At 43.0% G+C, this 20,986-nt stretch carries 22 protein-coding genes; 13 read left to right on the top strand and 9 right to left on the bottom strand.

What is annotated here, in order from left to right; genetic code table 11:
- Nucleotides 1–51 precede the first annotated feature (51 nt).
- The 3 genes from BM176_RS26900 to BM176_RS26910 are packed head-to-tail and all read right to left on the bottom strand — an operon-like array spanning nucleotide 52 to nucleotide 3,463.
- Nucleotides 52–990 carry a UDP-glucuronic acid decarboxylase family protein gene (locus tag BM176_RS26900; protein WP_090107507.1) on the bottom strand — a complete coding sequence of 313 codons (939 nt, stop codon included), beginning with the start codon at nucleotides 988–990 and terminating at the stop codon, nucleotides 52–54.
- Nucleotides 991–1,013: 23 nt separating this feature from the next.
- Nucleotides 1,014–2,327, bottom strand: coding sequence for a UDP-glucose dehydrogenase family protein (locus tag BM176_RS26905; protein ID WP_090107508.1), 1,314 nt, complete (start codon nucleotides 2,325–2,327; stop codon nucleotides 1,014–1,016).
- Nucleotides 2,324–3,463 carry a DegT/DnrJ/EryC1/StrS family aminotransferase gene (locus BM176_RS26910; protein WP_090107509.1) on the bottom strand — a complete coding sequence of 380 codons (1,140 nt, stop codon included), beginning with the start codon at nucleotides 3,461–3,463 and terminating at the stop codon, nucleotides 2,324–2,326. Before BM176_RS26910 ends, BM176_RS26905 begins: the two co-directional genes overlap by 4 nt.
- A 104-nt stretch (nucleotides 3,464–3,567) precedes the next feature.
- Between BM176_RS26910 and BM176_RS26915 the strand changes: the two genes are divergently transcribed.
- Nucleotides 3,568–4,818 carry a 3-deoxy-D-manno-octulosonic acid transferase gene (locus tag BM176_RS26915; protein WP_090107510.1) on the top strand — a complete coding sequence of 417 codons (1,251 nt, stop codon included), beginning with the start codon at nucleotides 3,568–3,570 and terminating at the stop codon, nucleotides 4,816–4,818.
- On the opposite strand, the gene BM176_RS26920 is transcribed toward BM176_RS26915, so the two are convergent.
- The gene (locus tag BM176_RS26920) at nucleotides 4,788–5,720 is read right to left on the bottom strand and encodes a hypothetical protein (protein ID WP_090107511.1); all 933 of its coding nucleotides are present in this window, start codon (nucleotides 5,718–5,720) and stop codon (nucleotides 4,788–4,790) included. The two genes, BM176_RS26915 and BM176_RS26920, sit on opposite strands and share 31 nt — an antisense overlap.
- A 129-nt stretch (nucleotides 5,721–5,849) precedes the next feature.
- Between BM176_RS26920 and BM176_RS26925 the strand changes: the two genes are divergently transcribed.
- On the top strand, nucleotides 5,850–6,419 hold the full coding sequence (locus tag BM176_RS26925) for a thymidine kinase (protein WP_090107512.1): 570 nt from the start codon (nucleotides 5,850–5,852) through the stop codon (nucleotides 6,417–6,419).
- On the opposite strand, the gene BM176_RS26930 is transcribed toward BM176_RS26925, so the two are convergent.
- Nucleotides 6,420–6,902: a GtrA family protein gene (locus BM176_RS26930; RefSeq protein WP_090107513.1), complete on the bottom strand. Its 483-nt coding sequence runs from the start codon at nucleotides 6,900–6,902 to the stop codon at nucleotides 6,420–6,422.
- Between the two features lie 60 nt (nucleotides 6,903–6,962).
- On the bottom strand, nucleotides 6,963–8,447 hold the full coding sequence (accC, locus tag BM176_RS26935) for an acetyl-CoA carboxylase biotin carboxylase subunit (protein ID WP_090107514.1): 1,485 nt from the start codon (nucleotides 8,445–8,447) through the stop codon (nucleotides 6,963–6,965).
- Between the two features lie 57 nt (nucleotides 8,448–8,504).
- Between accC and BM176_RS26940 the strand changes: the two genes are divergently transcribed.
- From BM176_RS26940 to BM176_RS26955, 4 genes are all read left to right on the top strand, one after another.
- A complete protein-coding gene (locus tag BM176_RS26940) occupies nucleotides 8,505–9,170 on the top strand; it encodes a heme exporter protein CcmB (protein ID WP_090107515.1) in 666 nt (221 codons plus the stop codon).
- A gap of 88 nt (nucleotides 9,171–9,258) precedes the next feature.
- Complete coding sequence (gene ccsA / locus BM176_RS26945) at nucleotides 9,259–9,921, top strand: cytochrome c biogenesis protein CcsA (RefSeq protein ID WP_090107516.1); 663 nt, start codon at nucleotides 9,259–9,261, stop codon at nucleotides 9,919–9,921.
- Entirely contained in the window at nucleotides 9,918–10,160 is a 243-nt protein-coding gene (locus BM176_RS26950) for a CcmD family protein (protein ID WP_218162291.1), read from the top strand. Before ccsA ends, BM176_RS26950 begins: the two co-directional genes overlap by 4 nt.
- Before the next feature lie 38 nt (nucleotides 10,161–10,198).
- On the top strand, nucleotides 10,199–11,617 hold the full coding sequence (locus tag BM176_RS26955) for a Glu/Leu/Phe/Val family dehydrogenase (protein ID WP_090107517.1): 1,419 nt from the start codon (nucleotides 10,199–10,201) through the stop codon (nucleotides 11,615–11,617).
- Between the two features lie 69 nt (nucleotides 11,618–11,686).
- Here the strand turns inward: BM176_RS26955 and BM176_RS26960 are convergent, their stop codons facing one another.
- Entirely contained in the window at nucleotides 11,687–12,130 is a 444-nt protein-coding gene (locus BM176_RS26960) for a type I restriction enzyme HsdR N-terminal domain-containing protein (RefSeq protein ID WP_090107518.1), read from the bottom strand.
- A gap of 66 nt (nucleotides 12,131–12,196) precedes the next feature.
- On the opposite strand from BM176_RS26960, the gene BM176_RS26965 reads away from it, so the two are divergent.
- From BM176_RS26965 to BM176_RS26980, 4 genes are all read left to right on the top strand, one after another.
- A complete protein-coding gene (locus BM176_RS26965) occupies nucleotides 12,197–12,967 on the top strand; it encodes an AMP nucleosidase (protein ID WP_090107519.1) in 771 nt (256 codons plus the stop codon).
- A gap of 50 nt (nucleotides 12,968–13,017) precedes the next feature.
- The gene (locus tag BM176_RS26970) at nucleotides 13,018–14,778 is read left to right on the top strand and encodes an ABC transporter ATP-binding protein (RefSeq protein WP_255373593.1); all 1,761 of its coding nucleotides are present in this window, start codon (nucleotides 13,018–13,020) and stop codon (nucleotides 14,776–14,778) included.
- 90 nt (nucleotides 14,779–14,868) lie between these two features.
- Nucleotides 14,869–15,918, top strand: coding sequence for a tRNA preQ1(34) S-adenosylmethionine ribosyltransferase-isomerase QueA (gene queA, locus BM176_RS26975; RefSeq protein ID WP_090107520.1), 1,050 nt, complete (start codon nucleotides 14,869–14,871; stop codon nucleotides 15,916–15,918).
- A gap of 59 nt (nucleotides 15,919–15,977) precedes the next feature.
- Complete coding sequence (locus BM176_RS26980; protein ID WP_090107521.1) at nucleotides 15,978–16,658, top strand: 2-C-methyl-D-erythritol 4-phosphate cytidylyltransferase; 681 nt, start codon at nucleotides 15,978–15,980, stop codon at nucleotides 16,656–16,658.
- 12 nt (nucleotides 16,659–16,670) lie between these two features.
- Here BM176_RS26980 and BM176_RS26985 read toward each other — a convergent pair whose 3' ends face one another.
- Nucleotides 16,671–17,657 (bottom strand): Gfo/Idh/MocA family protein, encoded by a 987-nt coding sequence (locus BM176_RS26985; RefSeq protein ID WP_090107522.1) that lies wholly within the window; start codon nucleotides 17,655–17,657, stop codon nucleotides 16,671–16,673.
- 61 nt (nucleotides 17,658–17,718) lie between these two features.
- Nucleotides 17,719–18,429 (bottom strand): RadC family protein, encoded by a 711-nt coding sequence (gene radC / locus BM176_RS26990; RefSeq protein WP_090107523.1) that lies wholly within the window; start codon nucleotides 18,427–18,429, stop codon nucleotides 17,719–17,721.
- A 251-nt stretch (nucleotides 18,430–18,680) separates the two neighbouring features.
- Between radC and BM176_RS26995 the strand changes: the two genes are divergently transcribed.
- The 3 genes from BM176_RS26995 (at nucleotide 18,681) to pth (ending at nucleotide 20,934) form a co-directional block, all read left to right on the top strand.
- Nucleotides 18,681–19,628 (top strand): ribose-phosphate pyrophosphokinase, encoded by a 948-nt coding sequence (locus BM176_RS26995; protein ID WP_090107524.1) that lies wholly within the window; start codon nucleotides 18,681–18,683, stop codon nucleotides 19,626–19,628.
- A 37-nt stretch (nucleotides 19,629–19,665) separates the two neighbouring features.
- Nucleotides 19,666–20,250 carry a 50S ribosomal protein L25 gene (locus tag BM176_RS27000; RefSeq protein WP_090107525.1) on the top strand — a complete coding sequence of 195 codons (585 nt, stop codon included), beginning with the start codon at nucleotides 19,666–19,668 and terminating at the stop codon, nucleotides 20,248–20,250.
- A 126-nt stretch (nucleotides 20,251–20,376) separates the two neighbouring features.
- Entirely contained in the window at nucleotides 20,377–20,934 is a 558-nt protein-coding gene (gene pth / locus BM176_RS27005; protein ID WP_090107526.1) for an aminoacyl-tRNA hydrolase, read from the top strand.
- The last annotated feature ends 52 nt before the right edge of the window (nucleotides 20,935–20,986 follow it).

The following is a 20,986-nucleotide window of genomic DNA, read 5'->3' on the forward strand; positions in this document are numbered from 1 at the left end:
TAACGAATATAAGTAGGATTTATTCGCCATTCATAATCCGTCCCTTGTAATTTATTTATTTAACGCTTCTTTAAAATAGTCGTAAGTGATGCGCAGACCTTCTTTTCTGTCTACTTTAGGAGCCCAGCCAAGGAGCTCTGTAGCTTTAGTGATATCCGGTTTACGTTGTTTCGGATCATCTTTCGGCAATTCCTGATAGATGAGTTTTTGTTTACTACCGGTCAGAGCAAGGATTTCTTCTGCAAATTCCTTTAAAGTGATCTCTGCCGGATTACCGATGTTCACAGGGAGATGATAATCACTCAGCAGCAGACGATAAATGCCTTCTACCAGGTCAGATACATAGCAAAAGGAACGGGTCTGGGAGCCATCTCCGAAAACAGTAAGGTCCTGGCCGGTCAGTGCCTGGCTCATGAAAGCCGGCAATGCACGTCCGTCATTGAGGCGCATACGTGGACCATAGGTATTGAAAATCCTGATGATGCGGGTTTCAATGCCATGGAAGTTATGGTAAGCCATGGTGATAGACTCCATGAAACGTTTAGCTTCATCATATACTCCACGTGGGCCTATTGGGTTCACATTACCCCAGTATTCTTCCGGCTGTGGGTGGATGGTAGGGTCTCCGTATACTTCGGAGGTGGAAGCTACCAGGATACGGGCCTGTTTCTCTTTTGCCAGTCCCAGGAGGTTGTGTGTACCCAGGGAACTAACTTTTAATGTCTGGATAGGCATTTTCAGGTAGTCTATCGGGCTGGCAGGAGATGCAAAATGGAGGATATAATCCAGTTTACCAGGCACATGCACAAATTTGCTTATATCATGATGATAATATTCAAATTCAGGCAGGGGAAACAGGTGTTCTATATTTTTAAGGCTACCGGTAATAAGGTTATCCATCCCCACAACCTGATATCCTTCTTTTATGAAACGGTCACACAGGTGCGATCCGAGAAAACCGGCAGCGCCGGTGATTAAAACTCTTTTCATTATTAATTTGGAGTTAATCGTGATTAAATAGTTGCCGCCGCCCGGCCAACACTTTCGTAATGGAAGCCCAGTTCCTGCATCCGTGTTACGTCAAACAGGTTACGGCCATCAAATATCAGGCTGTTTTTCAGTGTAGCTTTGATCTTGTCGAAGTCTGGCGTTCTGAATACGCTCCATTCTGTGGCAATGATCAGGGCATCTGCATTTTCCAGGCATTCGTACTGATGGGTGGCGTATTTTACCTTATTCCCTATTACTTTCTCCACATTAGTCATCGCTTCAGGGTCAAATACGGAAACCGTTGCACCCGCTTTTACCAGTGCATCAATTATATATAAAGCCGGAGCTTCACGAATATCATCTGTATTTGGTTTAAAAGCCAGGCCCCAGAGTGCAAAATGTTTGCCTTTGATGTCGTTTTTAAACCAATTGCTTATTTTAGGAAGGAGGAACAGTTTCTGCTTTTCGTTTACATCCATTACAGCATTCAGAATCTTAAATTCATAGTCTGCATCTTCGGAAGATTTCACCAGCGCCTGCACATCTTTAGGGAAACAGCTACCGCCATAACCGATACCGGGGAACAGGAAGCGTTTACCAATACGGTCGTCACTACCCACGCCTCTGCGTACCATATCAACATCTGCACCCAGTTTTTCGCAGAGCACAGCTATCTCGTTCATGAAAGAGATCTTAGTAGCCAGGAAGGAGTTCGCAGCATATTTGGTAAGCTCAGCAGATTTCTCGTCCATGAAAAGGATGGGATTACCCTGACGCACAAAGGGGGCAAACAGTTCGCCCATCACTTTACGCGCTCTTTCTGAGCGGGTACCTATTACTACACGGTCTGGTTTCATGAAATCTTCTACGGCCACACCTTCACGCAGGAATTCAGGGTTGGAAACCACATCGAATTCATGCTGACAGTTTTTGGCAATCATAGCATGTACTTTTTCTGCAGTACCTACCGGAACCGTACTTTTATCTACGATCACCTTATAGTCTGTAATGATCTTTCCCAGATCTTCTGCTACCCGCAGAATATAGGAAAGGTCTGCAGATCCGTTTTCTCCTGGAGGAGTGGGAAGCGCAAGAAATATAACTTCCGCATCCTTAACACCTTCTGCCAGGTTTGTGGTAAAATGGAGACGATCTTCTTTGAGGTTACGATCAAATAATTTTTCCAGTCCTGGTTCATAAATAGTGATATGTCCGTTGGAGAGCTTATTCACTTTCTCAACATCAATATCCACGCAGATAACATTGTTGCCCGTTTCTGCAAAACAGGTACCAGTAACTAATCCTACATAACCTGTACCTACTACTGTAATTTTCATTTGGAGTTTTGATTTATAAATGAGTGTACTGAATCAATGATGTGTTGTAATTGATCTTGATCCATTTCGGTGTGAATAGGTAATGAAATTACCTTTGTTGTGAGGTCATTTGTGATAGGAAGGTTAAAATTATTTCCGCCAAATTGCGTAAACATTTTTTGCTGATGTGCGGGTACAGGATAGTAGATCATGGCAGGGATCTGGCGCTCCTGCAGGAATTGTTGCAGTGCATTACGATCTATACCATTTAGCTGAAGGGTATACTGATGATAAACGTGGTAACTGTTGGCTGCACGGAAAGGTGTTGTGATCTGTGGGATGCCTGCAAATGCAGCATCATATGCATCCGCAACTGCCCGGCGGGCCTTTATATATTCGTCAAGGAGGGGTAATTTAATATTTAATACCACTGCCTGGAGGGTATCCAGACGGGAATTTACACCTACCACATCATGGTAATAACGTGCAGACTGACCATGGTTAGCTACCATTCTTATTTGGGCAGCCAGCGCATCGTCATTGGTGAACAAAGCTCCTCCATCTCCATAACAACCCAGATTTTTGGAAGGGAAGAAGGATGTACAGCCGATTTGGCCGATTGCCCCAACCTTTTTCACAGTTCCGTCTTTAAAAGTATAATTGCCGCCTATGGCTTGCGCATTATCTTCAATTACAGGAATATTATATCTGCGGGAAATGTCCATAATTGGTTCCATATCAGCACTATGACCGTAAAGGTGTACTGGTACGATGGCTTTTGTTTTGGCAGTAATGGCTTTTTCTACCAGTACGGGGTCCAGACAAAAGGTTTTAGGATCTACATCTACAAATACTGGTTTCAGTTGCAACAGGGCAATTACTTCCGCTGTAGCAATGAAGGTAAATGAAGGCGTAATGACTTCATCGCCCGGTTCCAGGCCCAACGCCATCATAGCAATCTGCAAGGCATCTGTGCCATTGGCACAGGGAATCACATGTTTTACACCCAGGTATTCCTGCAGTGCCGTGGTGAATTGTTGTACAGGTGCGCCATTAATAAAGGCAGCATTGTTTAATACTTCTGCCATAGCAGCGTCTACCTGTGGCTTTATTTTTAAATATTGGCGTTTAAGATCCACCATTTGAATCGGAACCATGTCTAGAATAGATATTTTGTTTAAAGTGAGCAAATTTACAAATTTTGACATAGGAAGGAGAGTATCTTTGCACCTGTTTTAAAATCAGTAGAATAACTTATCCTATGAATGGCACATTTTTATATAATATAGGAATTCAACTGTATAAGGTTGGAGTATTGCTGGCAGCGGCAGCCGGCAATGCCAAAGCCCGGCTATGGCTGAAAGGGCGGCGAAACTGGCAGCAGAAAATGCGGACCGAACTAGCTCATAAAGAGGATATTGTATGGATTCATGCTGCCTCTTTGGGTGAGTTCGAGCAGGGCAGACCAGTATTGGAGGCCATTCGGAAGGAATATCCGGGTGCCTGGATCGTTTTGACCTTCTTTTCCCCTTCAGGGTATGAGGTCAGGAAAGACTATCCTGTGGCTGATCATATTTATTATCTGCCACTGGATACGAAAAGGAATGCCTGGGAGTTTGTGGAAATTGTCCAGCCAAGATTGGCCATTTTTATAAAATATGAGTTCTGGTACAATTATCTGACCGTATTACACGAGAGAAATATCCCTGTATTGCTCATTTCGGGCATCTTCCGGCCGGATCAGATATTTTTTAAGTTTTATGGAGGGATGTTCAGACGCCTTTTACAGCAACTGACCTATATTTTTGTACAGAACAGGGAATCCCTGGAATTATTGGCAAATATTGGGGTAACACATGCGGTACTGTCGGGCGATACAAGGTTTGACAGGGTATGGGCCTTGCGGAAAGAAGCTCCGCAACTTGTGCAGATAAAAGATTTTATAGCAGGCCGCAAAGCCGTGATTGCTGGAAGCACCTGGGAGGCTGATGAAAAACTATTGGCCACCTGGTGGGTACAACATAATGATAATCAAAGGTGTCTGATTATCGCGCCACATGAAATTCATGAAGCCCATATCCAGCATTTACTGGAACTGTTTCCCGGGGCCACAAGATTTACAGAAGGTAAATGGCAGTCGTCTGTGTTGATCATTGATAATATTGGAATGTTATCTTACTTATACCGTTATGCCCGTGTTTCGTATGTAGGTGGTGGGTTCGGGAAAGATGGAATTCATAATATACTGGAGCCTGCAACTTATGGCAAGCCTGTCGTGTTTGGTCCTGTGTTTCACAAATATCCGGAAGCGGCAGCATTGCTGGCAACGGGTGGAGGGATCAGCATTGCCGGTCAGGATGAACTGAACCGTCAGCTGGAACTTTTATTGGAAGATGATGTTGTTTGCACCCAAAAAGGTAAGCAAGCCAGTCAGTATGTAGAAGATAATAAAGGTGTTACTGATAGAATCATCTATTATATTCAGGTAAAACGCTTTCTTACAATAGAGTAGAACTGTCTTACAAGATGGTGCTCATCGCCCCAGCCCTGACGGATCTTCAATTCTCTTTCAATCCAGTATTCTGCTTCCTGCAAAGAATGGAACTCATTGATCGTTTTAATGGAACGCTCATAAGTATCTACATCTCCACGGAATAACTCCTGGATGAATTGAAACTTGTCATTGATCCCAATGGCATGACGAAGATCCTTGACAGGCATTTCTCCCAGTTTGTCTGCCAGTTCGGCCTGGCCCTGGCGGAAACGCTCGTTTAGAGAGGTGGTATTCTGGGCTATTCGCTGATTGAGTTCTTTGAGTTCCTTATGCAGACCATTCGTTTCTGACTTCTTATGGTTGGAAGGAGGAAGCGGATTTTCCATATTAGGAAAAAGTGTGATCATGGCTGGTGCATGCTTTTTCTCAACAGGTTCTGCCGGAATTGGAGCCGGTGGTGGTGCCGGAACGGCAACAGGGCGTTGTGAAAGAGGTTGAGGTACTACTTCGGCAGGAGCTGGCTGAGTAACAACCGGTGTAACTGGCAGCTGCTCTGTTATTGAAGGAGTTACTTCTGTGGCAACAGGCTGCTGTTCTTTCATAAGAGGCTTTACCTCTTCAGGAGTTGGAAATACTGTCACAGATGGTGTAACAACTGGTTTCTCTGCAACAGTTGTCTGATTATAAGTGGCAGTATACCCGTTTATGGTAGCGGGAGCCTGTTCATTTAACGCAGTATTAGGCATAATCACAGCTACATGGCTTGATTCTCTCTGCACCTGTTCTCCTTTTTTCTGCCTGTTACGGGCATGCAATATTTCTGCCTGCAACAGTTGTACATAATAAGATATGGACTGCAGTCCTGCGTTTGAATTCTTTAATTCCTGTAACTTGTCAATTAATGCACTTATTTTTTCCATAATCTAAAAAAAAAATAAATTGAATGCAAAATGCGTTCCATGCTTAATTGTTAACGCTGTGTCGGAGAATTTATTTTACTTGCATGAAGTTAGAGGTTTTTAATTAATTGTAAATCACAATAGTATAATATGTTTATTGAACCTTCTCTTGCAGGAGGGCGAAGGGGGTGGATCGAAGTAATCTGTGGCTCAATGTTTTCGGGAAAAACGGAGGAGTTGATCAGGCGGTTGAAACGAGCCCGTATTGCCAATTTAAAAATAGAGATTTTCAAGCCGGGGATTGATACCCGCTATGATCTGCAACACATTGTATCTCATGATGAGAGCAAGATCGTAAGTACTCCTATTGAAAACTCACAACAGATCCTTTTACTCGCGCAGGATGTAGATGTAGTTGGAATTGATGAAGCTCAGTTCTTTGATAGAGAGCTTCCTTATGTATGTGACCAGCTGGCATTAAGAGGGATCCGCGTAATTATTGCCGGCCTGGATATGGATTACCTGGGCAAGCCTTTCGGACAAATGCCATTTCTGCTGGCTAAGGCGGATTATATTACAAAACTGCATGCCATTTGTGTAAAATGCGGTAACATCGCCAACTACTCTTATCGTAAATCGTCTGATACCAACACAGTATTGTTAGGAGAAACGAATTTGTATGAACCGCGCTGCAGGCATTGTTATTATGAAGTAAAATAATTATTCTACCGGCATCTTTACTTTAAATGTAAATTTCTTCTGGGTCAGATAACTGAAGCCTACTACGAATATCGTCGTCAGTATTTTAGCGATGGTAGGATAAATATGGAACTGTTCTACAAACAGTTTCATAAACCCGTAGTTGAGGCATATGCAAATGCCTACCAGCATAAAATAACGCATCAGTTGTACGCGGCCACGAAGATTAGAATCGGAGAATACAATGTATTTGCTTAGAAGAAAACCTGTTGGGAAAGTGATTGCCAGGGACATGAACAATGCCGCAATATGGGCACTGATAGTAAGAAATGGAAGATATACGGTCCTTTGGTGTAAAACGAAATTATAACAAATAAAGTACAAGAATATATCCATTGCAGTATTGCCGCCCCCGCAAGCCAGGTAGCGGAACGTTTGCAGCGGCATAAGTTTGGCGAACGGACGGTAAAAGAAGTCGATCACCATTAAAATTAACGTTCTCATATCAAAAATGTACAATAACAAAACTAGCAAGTTTTAACGTTACTACATCGCGCTTTAGAATTATCTTAACATTTTCCTGGTTTTCCATTTCTCAGGTTGTTGATTAACAGGTACTTGCCTGGCCTTGCGTTGTTCTTTTTGCCATATCTCTACAGCAAGCAGTGCTGCTGCGCGTGCCTCATCCGGAACAGGTTGCTGTAAAGCCTCCGGAGTAAAGTACTTCCCAATAAAATTTGTATCAAACTTTCCTGTGATAAATGCAGGTTGTTGTAAAGCCCAGCGGCCAAAAGGTAAAGTGGTACGGATGCCCTTTATCTGGTATTCATCAATAGCCCGCAGTAGCCTTTCCCTGGCCTCTTCCCGGGTAGCTCCCCATGCTATCAGCTTGGAAATCATAGGGTCGTAATAGATAGGGATATCCATTCCGGATTCATAACCATCATCCACACGTATCCCATATCCCTGAGGGCGGATATATGTAGTTAATGTACCAGTATCCGGCAGAAAGTTATTTGCAGGGTCTTCTGCACAGATGCGGAGTTCTATTGCACTGCCATTAATGGATAAGCTCTGCTGGTTAAAGGATAACTGTTCTCCCCGTGCCACCCGGATCTGCTCTTTTACAAGATCCAATCCGGTGATCATTTCGGTAACAGGATGTTCCACCTGCAACCGGGTATTCATCTCCAGGAAATAGAATTGCAGTTGTTCATCTACCAGGAATTCTACAGTGCCAGCCCCGTAATATTTACAGGCACGGGCTACGTCCAGCGCACATTTCCCCATTGCTGCACGGATTTCCGGTGTAAGGCAGGAGGAAGGCGCCTCTTCTATTAGTTTCTGGTGTCTGCGCTGTATAGAGCATTCACGTTCAAAGAGATATACATAATTCCCATGTTGGTCGCCTAAAATCTGGATCTCAATATGGCGTGGTGCAGTAACATACTTTTCTATAAATACTGCATCATCTCCAAAAGCACTCATGGCTTCACTTTTAGCCAGGCGGATCTGTTCTCCCAGTTCTTCCAGAACATTCACCACCCGCATTCCTTTACCACCACCACCTGCAGATGCCTTGATCAGGATAGGAAATCCTGTCGTTTTTACAACTTCGGTTGCCTCTTCCAGGCTACGCAGAGGTGTTTCTGTGCCTGGAACCATGGGTACTCCAAATTTTTGAGCAGCTTGTTTGGCAGCCAGTTTACTTCCCATCATATCTATAGAAGCTGCACTGGGCCCTATAAAAGTGAATCCTGCCTCCGTTACTGCTTGTGCAAAACGGGCATTTTCACTCAGGAAGCCGTAGCCGGGGTGAATGGCATCGGCACCGGTTTGCCGTGCAGCAGCTATAATTTTGTCTCCGAGAAGGTATGATTGACTTGAAGGAGGAGGGCCTATACATATAGCCTCATCCGCATATTGCACAAAAGGCATGGTGCGGTCTGCCTCTGAATAAACAGCTACTGTTTTGATGCCCATTTCCCTGGCTGATCTCATGATCCTCAAAGCTATTTCACCGCGGTTAGCTACCAGTATTTTTTTCATGAGAGCGAATATAACGGAAAAAACAACTTACACGCTATTCACTATCTTTGCGCCAACATGAAATCCACCGTATTACAACAAACCATAACACTTGTAAAAAAGGATATACTACTGGAATTGCGTCAGAAATACGCTTTTTATGGGATCCTGTTATATATTGTATCTACCGTGTTTGTAATTAATCTGATGATTGGCAAACCGGATGAGAAAATATGGAATGCCCTGTTCTGGGTGGTGCAATTGTTCGTATCTGTTAATGCCATTGCGAAAAGTTTCATGCAGGAAAACAGGGGACGGCTGCTCTATTTCTATTCCCTGGTACATCCCCGGAGTTTTATAGCCGCCAAGCTGATATATAATATATTGCTGATGTCTATCATGAGCCTCATTGCTCTGATATGTTGTATAACTTTCCTGGGTAATCCGATCATTAATATATGGTACTTCATCGGAGTGATCATGCTGGGAGGAATCAGTTTATCGCTTTTGTTCACAATGCTGGCGGCTATAGCAGCACAGGCAAATCAAAATGCAGCCCTGATGGCTATTATGGGATTTCCTATTATGCTCCCGTTACTGATGATCTTATCGAGTGTAGCCAAATCTTCCTTTATTATTGTTTATCAACCCGGATTGCCGAAATTATTCCTGATGTTGGGCAGTATGGATGTATTGATCATTGCCCTTTCTATGGTTTTATTTCCTTTCCTGTGGAAGGATTAGGATCAAGTAGCGGTATTACACTCAGGTTTCAGAATTTTGAGATTAGTAATAAAACCTGTAGGTTTGCCCCCAATATAGCTGGTTAAAAATGGCAAAGCATTGGTGGAAAGCTTTAGCGGTATTAATTCTAACATACACGATTATAGCCGGATTTACGCATAAAATACCGATTATCGGTACCAACGGACAATCTTCCCGCGGACTCTACTTCCATGTGCCCATGTGGATTTGCATGTATACGATGTTCACCATTTCTGTAGTTAATTCTTTACGCTTTCTTGCCGGATATGATCTCCGTAAGGATGCGCTGGCCAGTGCGGCAGGCGGTGTAGGAGTGTTTTATGGTGTACTGGGGTTTGCTACGGGTACATTATGGGCTACTTACACATGGGGAAGCACTTTTACCAGTGACCCCAAGCAGATGTTAACCGCTGTGGCATTATTGATTTATATGGCTTACCTGGTATTGCGGATGTCTATATCTGATATTGACAAACGTGCCAGGATCTCGGCAGTATTTAATATTTTTGCATTCGCTTTGTTGATCCCTCTGACATATATTATTCCGCGTATGGTAGATTCATTGCATCCCGGTAGTGCTTCTACACCCGGTTTTGCATCTAAAGACACGGATAATAATATGAAAATGGTGTTATATCCTGCGTTTCTGGGTTGGACGTTGCTGAGTGTCTGGATATATACGCTCGTTGTACGCTACAAAAAGTTAGAGCTAAAAAATATTTTTAAATGATCAACAAGGTGTTTTCTTTCTGCTGCACATTCATGCTGTTATTGGTTTCTTTATTCGCTAATGCGCAGCAACAGGACACAGAAAGTGGGCCCGTAAATGAATTTTTCCGCAGCAATGATAAGATTTATGTTATAGTAGGTGTGCTGCTGATCATCTTTATAGGGATTGTAATATTTTTGATTTCGCTGGAGCGTAAGATCAGTAAGCTGGAGCGGCGGGATCACCCGGACAGAAAATAAAGTCCAACTACATATATATTACCAAAACAATTTCACTTATGGCGCAGGAACAAAATTACGACTTCTTTCAGAGCGTAGAAAGGAGTTTTGACAAAGCCGCACAATTCACGAAATGGGAAAAAGGCATTCTTGAACAGATCAAAGCCTGTAATGCTGTTTATCGCATGAAATTCCCCGTACGGGTAGGAGATACCATTGAGGTAATTGAAGCCTACCGTGTACAACACTCTCACCACAAACTCCCATGTAAAGGGGGGATCCGCTTCAGTGAAGCCGTAAACCAGGATGAAGTGATGGCACTTGCTGCCCTCATGACCTACAAATGCGCCATTGTAAATGTGCCTTTTGGAGGAGCTAAGGGTGGGATTAAGATCAATCCACGTGACTACACTCCGTTCCAGTTGGAAAACATTACCCGTCGTTATACAGCAGAACTGGTAAAGAAAAACTTTATCGGCCCTGGTATAGACGTTCCGGCACCCGACTACGGAACCGGCGAAAGAGAAATGAGCTGGATCCTGGATACTTATATGAGCTTACGTCCCGGTGAAATAGATGGATATGGTTGTGTAACCGGTAAGCCAGTTTCCCAGGGTGGTGTACGCGGTCGTAAGGAAGCGACAGGCCTGGGTGTATTCTACGGACTGCAGGAACTTTGCAACATCAAGGACGACATGAAGAAAATCGGCCTTGAACCAGGTATTCTGGGCAAAAAAGTGATCGTACAGGGCATGGGTAATGTAGGTTACCACGCCGCTAAGTATTTTCATGAGGCAGGTGCTGTGATAGTAGGTTTAATTGAGTGGGATGGCGCCATCTATAATGAAAAGGGAATGGATCCTGATAAAGTATTGAAACACAGGAATGAAACCGGCTCTATCATTAATTATCCTGGTGCTACCAATCTGAAAAATAATACAGATGGCCTGGAAATGGAATGTGATATCCTGATCCCTGCTGCTTTGGAACAAGTGATCCACAAAGGAAATGCTGCCAATATCAAAGCACGCATTATCGGTGAAGGTGCGAATGGTCCTATCACTCCGGAAGCGGATGAAATCCTGAACAAAAAAGGTGTAATCGTAGTACCTGACATGTTCCTGAATGCCGGAGGGGTAACAGTATCGTACTTTGAATGGCTGAAAAACCTTAGTCACGTACGTTATGGCCGTTTAGGCAAACGCTTTGATGAGAATATGAATATTCATATCCTGGGTGTTATTGAAGATCTTACCGGTAAAAAGGTATCAGACAGGGAACGGAAATTCATCGCACATGGTGCAGATGAAGTAGACCTGGTATATTCCGGACTGGAAGAAACCATGCACGCTGCCCTGCATGAAGTGCGTGAAATAATGTTAAATAATGAAAACATACATGATATGCGTACTGCTGCTTATGTATGTGCAATTAATAAAGTAGGTGCCGCTTACGAGCAGTTAGGGATTTTCCCATGATCCTGGCTACTTTTAAATCTGATTTATAAAAATAAAGCCCGCCATTTTGGTGGGCTTTATTTTTATAAATCACAGATGTGCAGGCAATTGCTGAATAAACCGCCATTGTTGTTCCTCCTCCATATGCTGGCAACACCAGGTGTTAACCCCATTAGTAATTACAAGGTACGCAGTAGGTAATACCATATGATAACGAACAATTTGCTCCAGGACGGCTTGTGTTAAGGGCACATTCATCTCCTTACATTCAACGATCATCCAGGGTTGGGTATTCCTGTTATAAACGACAATATCACAGCGTTTTTTCAGTTCTCCAAGATGGATCTCTTTTTCTATGCCGATCAGGGAGGCCGGGTAGCCCAATGTTTTTACAAGGTAATTGAGAAAATTCTGCCTTACCCACTCTTCAGGAGTAAGAATTACGTTTTTTTTACGGTAACGGTCAAAAATGATGTCTCTGCCATTTTCTCTTACAATCTTAAAATCAGGAGCAGGGAAGTCGATGAAAATCATAATGTAAAGTTAAGAAGAGTACTCCGTCTATGGACTTTTTTTCGTATATTCGCTCGTCAAAAGGCTATGAAGACAAAAGAAGAAATTGTAGCTAATTGGCTTCCCCGCTACACAGGAGAAAAACTCGAGAATTTCGGGTCCTACATCCTCCTGACCAACTTTAGTAATTATCTCACTTATTTTGCTGAATGGAACAAAGTCAAGATTGTAGGCGCAGGTAAGCCTATGCAATGTGCCACTGCAGGAGAAATTACCCTTATCAACTTTGGAATGGGTAGTCCCAGTGCCGCCACAGTAATGGACCTGCTCAGTGCCATCTCCCCCAAAGCCGTATTATTCCTGGGTAAATGTGGTGGTCTCAAGAAAAAGAACAACATAGGCGATCTCATATTGCCTATTGCCGCTATCAGAGGAGAGGGTACTTCCAACGACTATTTTCCTCCCGAAGTGCCGGCACTTCCTGCCTTTGCTCTGCAAAAGGTAATTTCTACTACTATTCGCGAATATGGTTGCGATTATTGGACAGGCACCTGTTACAGTACCAATCGCCGGGTATGGGAACATGATGTTGAGTTCAAACGTTACCTGGAAAAAATCCGTGCAATGGCGGTCGATATGGAAACAGCCACTATCTTTTCTGTAGGCTTTTTCAATAAAATCCCGACCGGTGCCCTGTTACTTGTATCTGACCAGCCTATGATCCCCGAAGGTGTAAAAACAGAAGCCAGCGATAAGAAAGTGACAACTGAATATGTGGAAAGACATCTTAAAATTGGTATTGATTCCCTGAAGGCTCTGATTAATAGCCACCAGACGGTAAAACATCTGCTCTTTTAGATTGCGTTTCTCCAGATTGTTTCGTAATATGCTAACGGTGAGATAATATTTTGACATCTGAAACAGAAACTCTGGAATCGCTTTTATCTATCCGTAATTTAACCGTTTCATTTCCTGGTACAATAGCCGTGAACGACATTTCACTGGATATTGGCACCAGCGAAATTGTGGGCATTGTAGGAGAATCCGGCTCAGGTAAATCTGTAACGGCATTGTCTTTAATGCGATTGATAACGCATCCCGGCGAAATTGTATCGGGAAGTATGTTGTATAAGGTGGGCGATCAGCCTGCTGTTAACCTCTCTGATCTTCCCGAAAAACAAATGCGTACCTGGCGGGGAAATGAAATAGCCATGATCTTCCAGGAACCAATGACCTCCCTGAACCCCTTATATACTTGTGGTGCACAGGTTATGGAAGCCATCCACCTGCATAAAAAAGTAACTGCTGCTGAAGCCAGGGAACAAACCCTTGCCTTATTCAGGCAGGTAAAGCTGCCGGAGCCCGAGCAACTCCTGAACAGGTATCCTCATCAATTATCTGGCGGACAAAAGCAACGTGTAATGATCGCGATGGCTATTAGTTGTCAGCCCCGGCTGCTTATAGCCGACGAGCCAACAACTGCATTGGATGTAACAGTTCAGAAAGCGATCCTCCAGTTATTAAAAGAATTGCAGCAGCAAACAGGTATGAGTGTGGTGTTCATTACACATGACCTGGGTGTAATTGCAGAGATCGCAAATAGAGTAGCCATTATGTACAAAGGCCGGATAGTGGAACAAGGCAGCATACAGGAATTGTTTACCCATCCTAAGCATCCTTATACAAAAGGATTGCTGGCCTGCCGTCCACCACTGAACAAACGGTTATATCGTTTGCCGGTAATCCGAGATTTCATGGAGGTAGATACCGAAGGCAATATTCAGGAAAAAGAGAAAGCGGTGAAAGGATTGGTTAACAGCCTGGAGATTCCTGCAACAGAGATTGTTAGTCGTGAACAGAAATTAGCTGAGAGTCCGCTCTTGCTGGAAGTGAACGACCTGCATACCTGGTTCCCGGTTACTCGTAACCTGTTCGGGAAACCCCTCACATGGACCAAAGCCGTAAACGGCGTGAGTTTTAATGTACGGGAAGGTGAAACGATGGGTTTGGTAGGAGAGTCCGGTTGCGGAAAAACTACGTTGGGACGGACATTGTTGCGACTGGTAGAACCCACCAATGGCAGTATTATTTATAAGGGAAAAGATATCAGTAGTTTGCCTGCTTCGGAAATGAGGGCGCTGCGTAAAGACATTCAGATCATTTTCCAGGATCCGTATTCCTCTCTAAATCCCCGTTTAACAATAGGACAGGCCATTCTGGAACCGATGCATGTGCATGGATTATATAGTAATGACATAGAGCGTAAAGAAAAAGTACAGGAACTGCTGGGAAAGGTGAACCTTTTACCGGAGCACTATTACAGGTATCCGCATGAGTTTTCCGGCGGGCAGCGGCAACGTATTGTTATTGCCCGGGCACTGGCATTACAACCGTCCTTTATTATTTGTGATGAATCTGTTGCCGCTTTGGATGTAAGCATTCAGGCGCAAGTGCTGAATCTGTTGATTCAGCTGAGACAGGAGTTTGGATTCACTTATATTTTTATCTCTCATGATCTTTCTGTGGTCCGGTTTATCAGTGACCGTATGATGGTAATGAATAAGGGGAAAATTGAAGAATCTGGAGATGCTGATCAGGTATATGAAGACCCTCAGAGTGCATATACCCGTCAGCTGATTAATTCCATACCTAAAAATATCCATGTATAAAACCTTACGATTGATAAGGCCATAATGATTTTTTGATTACTAGCATAATTATCATTACTTTTGCAACCTTAAATTCATTCATACCGTAATATGAAACTATCACAGTTCAGGTTCGATCTTCCTTTAAATTTAATTGCACAGCACCCTTCCAAAACAAGAGATGAAGCCCGTTTAATGGTGGTAAACCGCGCCACAGGAAAAATTGAGCACAAAGTTTTTCGTGATATTATCGGCTACTTCAATGATAAGGATGTGATGGTGGTGAATAATACCAAGGTATTTCCTGCACGTCTGTATGGCCGCAAGGAAAAGACCGGTGCTAAAATTGAGGTATTCCTGTTGCGTGAGCTGAACAAGCAAAACCGTTTGTGGGATGTGATCGTAGACCCTGCCCGTAAAATCAGAGTAGGTAATAAATTATACTTTGGTGATGATGAATCACTGGTAGCAGAAGTAATTGACAACACTACCTCCCGTGGCCGTACCATCCGCTTCCTGTTCGAAGGTAATGACGAAGAGTTCAAGCAGATATTGGATACATTGGGAGAAACACCACTACCAAAGTACATCAAGCGTAAACCTGAGGACGAAGATAAAGAGCGTTATCAGACTGTTTATGCCAAGTATGAAGGTGCTGTAGCTGCGCCTACAGCAGGTTTGCACTTCAGTCGTGAGCTGATCAAACGTTTGGAGATCAAAGGTGTAAAGTTTGCAGAAGTAACATTACATACTGGTTTAGGTACTTTCCGCCCAATTGAGGTAGAAGATCTGAGCAAGCATAAGATGGATGCAGAGTATTTCAACATTGATGAATACGCTGTGAAAATCGTAAACAAGGCAAAAGAAGATAACCGTAAGGTTTGTGCGATCGGAACAACTACTGTAAGAGCTGTAGAATCTTCTGTAACTGCCCAGAACCTGCTGAAAGCAGCAGAAGGATGGACGAATACCTTTATTCACCCTCCTTACGATTTTTCTATTCCCAATGCATTGGTGACTAACTTCCACCTGCCTAAAACAAGCCTACTGATCATGGTTTGTGCTTTTGCCGGTTACGATCTGGTGATGGAAGCATACCAACAGGCAATTAAAGAGAAATACCGTTTCTTCAGTTATGGTGATGCCATGCTGATCATCTGATCATAAAAATCGTGAAAGAAGTCCTGCTATTATGCGGGACTTTTTTTATTTAAGAGCATATGGAACCACGGAAAAAAGTAGCCATCATTGTTGCCGGCGGATCAGGTACCCGCATGGGAAGTGCCATTCCAAAACAATTCCTGGAGCTGGCAGGTAAGCCTGTTTTATGGCATACCGTTACTGCATTTGTGAAAGCATACAGTGATATGCAGATCGTATTGGTATTACCGGAGGTCCATTTCAGTTATGTAGAGAGTTGGCTGCCTGAGTTTGCCGGAACTACCGTGACGCTAGTTAAAGGAGGGGAAACCCGTTTTCATTCTGTAAAGAACGGCCTGGATCAGGTAAAAGAACCAGCAGTGATATTTATACATGACGGTGTACGACCGCTGGCGAGTACAGCGTTGATCCGCAGTTGTTATGAGGCAGCGTTGGCACATGGCAGTGCTATTCCTGCTATAGATATGAAAGATAGTATTCGTGAAATAGGAGAAGAGGGAAACAGGGCTGTGAATCGTGAGCGTTTCAAAATTATACAGACTCCGCAAACATTTCTATCGGAATTAATATTGCCCGCTTTTGCATTGCCATATGATCCGTTATTCACAGATGAGGCAACAGTAGTTGAGAGGCAGGGACACCGCATTCAGTTGGTTCCCGGAGAGGAAGCAAATATAAAGATTACCCGTCCGCTGGACCTGGTTATTGCCAGTACGTTATTGGATCATCCACGATCGTAAATGAATTATACGTTACTGAGCAGCTTCTGAATTAGATAACCCTTTATTGATTTTCTGAAGAATCTGGTGGGCTACTTCCAAAGCCTGCAATCCGTCAATCGCATTTACTGGTACTGGCTTATTCAGCAGGATACTGTCGCGGAACATTTCCAGTTCCAGGCGTATTGCATTTACCTGTTTAATTTCAGGATTGTCTATAGCGATTGTTTTTTTACCGGAATTAGTTTCTATATCCAGTGTAAAAAGACCTTCATCTTCAGGTGTTTTCAGCTTGATGATCTCTGTTTTTTTATCCAGGAAGTCGATACCGATGTAGGCATCTTTCTGGAACAGTCGCATTTTACGCATCTTTTTCAGGGAAATGCGGCTGGATGTTAAGTTCGCCACACAACCGTTATGAAATTCTATGCGTACGTTGGCGATATCCGGCGTGTCGCTCATGACGGCCACACCGCTGGCAGAGATTCTGTTTACTGTAGATTTTACGATGCTAAGTACGATGTCTATATCATGGATCATGAGATCCAGTATTACACTTACATCGGTCCCGCGGGGATTAAATTCCGCCAGGCGGTGTACCTCAATGAACATTGGTTTGAGGTCATATCCTTTCAGTGCAAGGAAGGCAGGGTTAAAGCGTTCAACATGTCCCACCTGGAATTTAATGTTAGCTTCTTCCACCAGTTTCACCAGTGTTTTCGCTTCATCCAGAGTATTGGTCATTGGTTTCTCCACAAAAATGTGCTTTCCGTTACGGATAGCCATTTCGCACAATTTAAAGTGCTGTGTTGTGGGAGCTATGATATCGATTGCGTCTGAAGCTTGTATCAGCTCTTCCGCCACAGTAAATCTCGGAATCTGGTACTGTTGGGCTATACTGTCTGCATTTATATTCCCCGGATCATAAAAACCTACTACTTCTACGTCTTTCATCGTGGCCAGCTGGGAAAGGTGAATTTTACCCAGATGTCCTACCCCAAAGATTCCTATTTTGAGCATGTTAGTATTTGAAAATAAAATAATTGCGAATGTAAGGAAAAAGACATTATATATTCAAATCTTATATAATGAACCCATCTTCCACCATGCTGCAATATCCTGCTTCTGATACGATTATGTGATCCAGTACGGTAATATCGAGGAGGAGGCCGGCTTCTTTTATTTTTTTTGTGATGCTGATATCTGCATTGCTTGGTCTGAGGCTTCCTGAGGGATGATTATGGCAAAGGATGATCCGGGTAGCCTCCAGTTCCAGTGCTTCTTTGAAAATAACTCTGGGATCTGCAAATGTGTTAGTGATCCCGCCTTTGCTTACACAACTGATACGGATGATCTTGGAAGCATTATTAAGGTACATCACATGAAATGATTCATGGTTATTATCTCCGATGAGAGGTTTAAAATAGAGAGCTGCTTCACTTCCGTTGCTGATGGTTTTCTTTTGAAGGGTGTAACTGGCTTGTCTGCGTCGGGAAAGTTCCACTGCAGCTATAATAGTAATTGCTTTTGCATTACCGATGCCCCTGATTTTTTTTAGCTGGCTAACACTCTGTTTCCCAAGTTCACAAAGATTGGAAGCAGCGCTACGCAATACTTCCTGTGCCAGCTCTATAGCTGATTTTTGTTTATGCCCGTTATTTAACAGGATTGCCAGCAATTCTGCGTCACTGAGTGCATTAACGCCTTTATTCATCAGTTTTTCTCTGGGTTTATCATCATTGGCCCAGTTTCTAATGGAAATATGAGGAGATTGGGTAACAACGGTTTCCATTTTAAATACTAATATTTTTAGCAAATATACATATTTTTCAATACTCCCCTTATTTCTTTCTAAATTGAGCAAACTTTACGCTCATACATTATTGTTTAGCTTGTAAGATTTTCATGTAAATAGCTGGTAATAATAATTTTACACATTTTAATTGTAGTAAGATCGCCTACAGTATGGTGATTGAAAGAAAAAAAAGAGAATACATACTCCAAAAGTTATAATTTCGCAACCTCTTTTCCATAGTCATAGACATGCAACCATCAGTAAAAATATTTACAGGAAACAGTAATCCGGAGCTGGCAGAAAAGATTGCCAAAAGATATGGCAATGGTCTGGGTAAACTCACCATCCAGAAGTTCAGCGACGGGGAGTTTCAGCCTATCTACATGGAGAGTATCCGTGGAGATTATGTTTTCCTCATTCAGAGTACCAATTCTCCTTCAGACAATCTGATGGAATTATTGATGATGATAGATGCGGCCAAGAGGGCCTCTGCAGGGTATATTACTGCTGTCATCCCTTACTTTGGTTTTGCGAGGCAAGACAGAAAAGACAAGCCAAGGGTGGCTATCGCTTCCAAGCTGGTAGCTAATCTGCTCACTTCTGCAGGTGCTAATAGGGTGATAACCATGGATTTACATGCTCCCCAGATTCAGGGGTTCTTTGATATTCCCGTGGATCATCTTGACAGTTCTGCAATTTTCATCCCCTACATTGAAAATTTAAAGCTGGAAAGTCTTACCTTTGCGTCCCCTGACGTAGGTAGTACTAACAGGGTAAGGGAAGTTGCGGCCTATTTCAATGCGGAAATGGTGATTTGCGATAAGCACCGTAAACGTGCAAATGAAATCGCTTCCATGGTGGTGATAGGAGATGTGAAGGACAGGGAAGTAGTATTGATAGATGATATCTGCGATACTGCCGGCACGCTTACCAAAGCAGCCAATCTGTTAATGGAGAAGGGAGCTAAGAGTGTTCGCGCATTTTGTACGCACCCTGTATTAAGTGGAAAGGCTTACGAGAATATTGAGAATTCAGTGCTGGAGGAAATGGTGATCTGCGATACGATCCCCGTAAAAATCCAGAGCAGTAAGATCAAAGTTCTCAGTGTAGCAGACCTTTTTGCAGTAGCTATCCGTAACATGTACGAAAACAAGTCTATTACCAACTTGTTTGTACATAGCCACCGCAGGGGATAATCAAGTGTTTATTTTTAACAACATAAATGTTTAATCAATGAAAACGATAACAATCGAAGGACAACTCAGGAGCGAATACGGCAAAAAAGCCACCCGCCAAATCCGTTCTGAGGGACAAGTGCCTTGTGTTATTTACGGGGGTGCAGAAACCGTAAGTTTTTCAGCTCCAGCTATCGCATTCAAAAATCTGGTGTACACACCTGATTTCCAGCTGGCAGAAGTTAAGTTAAATGGCAAGGTTTACAGGTGCGTATTGAAAGATCTGCAGTTTGATGTAGTGACAGATGAACTGGCTCACATCGATTTCCTGGAACTGGTAGAAGGTAAACATGTAAATGTTACTTTGCCTATCAAGATCGTTGGTCAGTCTGAAGGTGTTAAAGCCGGTGGTAAACTGGTTGTTAAGATCAAGGCGCTGAAAGTAAAGGCTCTGCCTAAAGACCTGCGTGAAAATATCGAAGTTAGTATCGACAACCTCGAACTGAACGGTAACGTTCGTGTACAGGATGTAGTAGCTCCAAACATCGAGATTCTGAACTCTCCGCGTATTCCTATCGCTTCTGTAGTAATGACCCGTCAGTTACGTCAGGAAGAAGCAAGTGCAGATACCAAGAAGAAATAAGGCATCTTTGCAGATATTTTTGGAAAAAGTCCCGTCTCGGTTCAACCAAGACGGGACTTTTTCTATTTTTGCCCTGCAATAACCAGGATTTTGCAAATAGTTGAATAAGACATAAAATATCAATAGATGAAATACCTGATAATAGGATTAGGTAATATAGGCGCAGAATATGAACATACCCGTCACAATATAGGCTTTGACGTTGCAGATGCTTTTGTTGCAAAACATGGTGGTACTTTTAAGAGCGACCGGCTGGCAGATATGGCTGAATGCAAATGGAAGGGACGAATATTTGTGGTGATCAAACCCACCACTTACATGAACCTGAGTGGGAAAGCTGTGAAGTATTGGATGGATAAAGAAAAGATTCCACGTGAAAATATCTTTGTAATAGTAGATGAACTGGCATTACCATTGGATGTAGTGCGTGTTCGCCCCGGTGGCAGTGATGCCGGGCATAATGGACTGAAAAGCATCCAGGAACTGTTGGGTACAAATCAGTATCCACGGTTACGCTTTGGTATTGGAAATGATTACCCCAAGGGGAAACAGGTTGAGTTTGTACTGGGTAAATGGTTGCCGGCAGAATGGACCGTAATAGTGCCCAAGCTGGAAAAATGTGTAGAGATTATAGAAAGTTTTGCGACCATTGGGATAGAACGTACTATGAATAAGTACAATTAATCCTGGTTAAATTTTAAGATCAGTTAATTGATCCGTTCTTTTAACTTTGAAT

Source organism: Chitinophaga sp. CF118, assembly GCF_900112615.1.
In the GTDB taxonomy this organism is placed as follows: domain Bacteria; phylum Bacteroidota; class Bacteroidia; order Chitinophagales; family Chitinophagaceae; genus Chitinophaga.